Annotated in this window: 2 protein-coding genes and 1 pseudogene; all 3 read left to right on the top strand. The window is 38.8% G+C overall.

Annotation, left to right across the window (positions count from 1 at the left end; translation table 11 throughout):
* The first annotated feature begins 172 nt into the window (after window positions 1–172).
* Window positions 173–2,191 (top strand): ATP-binding protein, encoded by a 2,019-nt coding sequence (locus tag L1D46_RS19975; RefSeq protein WP_239978117.1) that lies wholly within the window; start codon window positions 173–175, stop codon window positions 2,189–2,191.
* Between the two features lie 114 nt (window positions 2,192–2,305).
* Window positions 2,306–3,574, top strand: a complete 1,269-nt coding sequence (locus tag L1D46_RS19970; protein ID WP_178927054.1) for a substrate-binding domain-containing protein — start codon at window positions 2,306–2,308, stop codon at window positions 3,572–3,574.
* Between the two features lie 9 nt (window positions 3,575–3,583).
* Window positions 3,584–3,841 (top strand): annotated as a pseudogene (locus tag L1D46_RS19965) (hybrid sensor histidine kinase/response regulator); the annotation flags it as partial.

Genomic DNA, 3,841 nt, shown 5'->3' with positions numbered 1-3,841 from the left:
GTATTGACTAAGCATAGAGTTTTGCCAGTTTATCAATAAAAATAGTCATTTTAATGATATTTTATAACGTATTTGGCAAGTTTAGGCTGTTTACCTCTTTTTAAGTGAACACTCAATAAATTATTGATATGCTGTTTTGACAATATGTAGTTTTAAGTAACAAGGAGTGACTGTGAACTTTCTGCGCCAATTTCACGATATAGTATCCAACCAAGAAATTGATTTTTCAAACAAAGTAACCAAGCTGTTAAAGTTTGGTTTAGACGTTTTTAATCTTGAGTTTGCTATTGTGAGTCGGGTAGATGGTCAGGTTTATACGGTCATTCATGCTCTTACTCCTGATAATGCGATTGCTGTTGGTACGCAATTTGATGTCTCGGGAACTTATTGTGCTCATACCCTTGAAGCCAATAAGGCTCTCTCATTTCATCACGCTTCAAAAAGCCCTATTGCAGAGCACCCTTGTTATGTCAATTTTCAACTCGAATCATACATTGGCGCCCCTATTTTTGTTGGCAAAAAAGTATTTGGTACCGTTAATTTCTCAGCACCTAATGTATCAAAACCGTTCAATGAAGAATCACATGATTATGTTGAGCTATTTGCTCAGTGGCTAGGCAATGAACTGGCACGTAATGCATCGTCTGAACGGTTATTAAAAAAGAACTATATGTTAGCGCAAGTTGAAGAAGTTGCTCGTATTGGTTCTTGGGAGTTCGACCTGCTAGAAAATAAGCTGTACTGGAGTAAACAAACTAAAGCCATCCATGAGGTTCCTGCTGATTATGCACCTAACCTCGAAACTGCTATTAAGTTTTATAAAGAAGGCGAAAGTCGTAATGCAATACAACAAGTTGTTAAAGAAGCGGTTGAGCTAGGAAAGGATTGGAATCTTGAAATTGAATTGGTTACGGCTAAAGGTAATATTGTTTGGGTGTCAACCTATGGTGAAGCAGAATTTGAGAACAACCAGTGCGTTCGATTAATCGGGACATTTCAGGATATTACTAAAGAAGTATTGCTGCGCGAAGAGCTCAAAAAGCAAAAAGCTGATGCACTGCGAACACTTGAAGAGCGCAGCATCTTGCTGGCCAAAATTAGTCATGAATTGCGCACGCCGCTCAATGGTATTGTAGGCATGCTTACGACACTTCTATATGAAAAGTCAGAGCAAAAACGTGAAGAAAAACTCAAAGTTGCACTGCGAAGTGCTGATATTTTGTTAAACATCATTAACGAAGTACTCGACTTTTCTAAGATAAATCATGGTGAACTCAAATTAGAGCCTAGTCACTTTTTATTAAAAACAATTTTTGTTGATTTAGCGTCGTTATATTTACCTTTATATCAAGAAAAGAATCTTAATTTTGAGGTCGATATTGATATTAGTGATGAATGTTGGACTTATTGCGATAATACTCGTATCACTCAAATTTTGTCTAACTTACTTAGCAATGCATTAAAGTTTACTGAGCAAGGTACTATTAAACTAAACGTATCGGCTAAACCGCAAAATGGCGATGTGATCTTAAATATGCGAGTCAGCGATACAGGCATTGGTATGACTGAAACCTTTATGAAATCACTGTTTTCGCCTTTTACCCAAGAGCAAGATAAAGATCGTAATAAAGGCGGAACAGGCCTAGGTCTTGCTATTGTAAAAGAGCTCATTGACTACATGGGTGGCACGATAAAGGTCAGCAGCGAATATCTAAAAGGTAGTTGCTTTGATATTCAATTACCTCTAAAGCTTGGGCAGCCACAATCACATGATACGCTACATGCCAGTGATATCGACTTTTCAACCTTGCCTTTATCGATATTAGTTGTTGATGACAACCAAATTAATCGCTTCGTGTTGAAAGCTCATTTAGAGAAGTTGGGCTTGACTGCTGATTATGCTTGCGATGGAATTGATGCGGTAAATAAGTGCAAACAAAATAACTACAACTTGATTTTTATGGATTGTGTTATGCCTGAAATGGACGGTATTGAAGCAACACGGGTTTTGAGAAATGAAAAAATATGCCCGACAGATAAAACTTTTATCATTGCTTTGACTGCAAATACCTCTGCGGATGATAAAGCTGCCTGTAAAGAAGCAGGAATGGATTTATTTGTTTCTAAGCCAGTTAAAAACACGGCCATTGAACAAGCAATTGCGAGTGCAAAAGAACATTTTTTAATCTAGCTAACTGTGGTTGGCTTATGATTCAACCGCATTGAGTATTTTCTTATACTTACTTTAGGTAATTTCCAAATTTAACCTATACTTTTAACGGGTTTAACATATTGGGAATGCTAAATGGACCACTCTGATAACCGCCGAGATTTTCTTAAAACGTTAGGGGTTGGTGCTGTTGCATCAACACTTGCTTTCAAAGTCCCCTATGTATTCGCTAAAAGCACTCCTACTATTAGAGTGATGGGCACCCATGTTACGTTACAAGAAGAACTTAGGCAAAAAGCCATGCTTGAGCTGGGTATTAATATTGAGTTTACGCCAATGGGCAGTGCAGCTGTGTTGCAAAAAGCGGCTGCAGATCCAAGTAGCTTTGATTTATACGAGCAATGGTCAGATTCAATTAACATTTTATGGCAAGCTGGCGCTATTCAACCTATAGAAACTGAGCGGTTAAGGTATTGGCATGAAATTAACCCTCTTTCTAAAACAGGAAAAATTGCTCCTGACGCTAAATTAGGTGCTGGTGATTCACCTAATAAACTGCTTTATGTACAAGCAGATGGCACGCTTTCAACTACACCAACTAATGCAATTAGTTTCATGCCTTATGTGCATAACGTTGATTCCTTTGGTTACAACACACAGTTCATAGAAAAGGGTACCCCATACGAAACAGAGTCATGGTCTTGGTTACTCGACGAAAAGAATAAAGGCAAAGTAGCGCTAGTAAATGCACCAACTATTGGTATTTTTGATGCGGCATTGGCTGCCCAAGCGCAAGGCCTGATGACGTTTAAAGATATGGGTAATATGAGCATTAGTGAGATTGATCAGTTGTTCGCTATCTTGCAACATAAGAAACGAGAAGGTCACTTTGCTGGATTTTGGACTTCGGTGCCGCAATCTGTCGACTTCATGAAAATGAAACGAGTCACTATTCAAAGCATGTTTTCGCCAGGTGTTAGTGCATGTAAAGGCCAAGGTATTCCAGTTGTTTATGCTTCCCCCAAAGAAGGCTATCGTGCATGGCATGGGGTAATGTGTTTATCTGCCAATACCCAAGGGTATGTTAAAGATGCTGCCTATGAGTACATGAATTGGTGGCTGTCGGGCTATCCGGGAGCGTTTATCGCAAGGCAAGGGTATTACATTTCTAACCCTGAGCGCAGCAAGCCACTGATGTCAAAGCCTGAATGGCAATATTGGTACGAAGGGCAAGAAGCATCCACTGATTTACGAGGAACAGACGGAAAAATTTCGGTTCAAGCTGGTCAGGTACGTGATGGAGGTAGCTACATTAAGCGCTTTTCGAACATAGCAGTATGGAATACGGTTATGCCTAATTATGATTACAGTTTAGATAAATGGTATGAATTACTAAATTCATAAGGAAATACTTTGCTGACATTTATTTCTCGGTCATTAGCGGCCAAGGTGTTATTAGCGTTGACGCTAGTTTTACTTGCAATGGGAGCGAGTTACATTGTTCTGAGTAAACGGCTACAAAGCATTGAAGCTTCTATTAACGATATAAGCCGTATTAGTAACTATGCAGTTGGGATTTTGCGCATCAACAAGGATATTGTTGAAATGCAGCGAGATATCTCGGTTTATGGGGTTTCAGGAAGCAAAACAGTATTCAGTAAAATAATAGAA

Origin of the sequence: Pseudoalteromonas sp. Isolate3 (assembly GCF_022398505.1) — a bacterium.
GTDB lineage: Bacteria > Pseudomonadota > Gammaproteobacteria > Enterobacterales > Alteromonadaceae > Pseudoalteromonas > Pseudoalteromonas apostichopi.
Note: the sequence above shows the minus strand (reverse complement) of the source record. Positions and strands in the feature narration are given on the sequence as shown.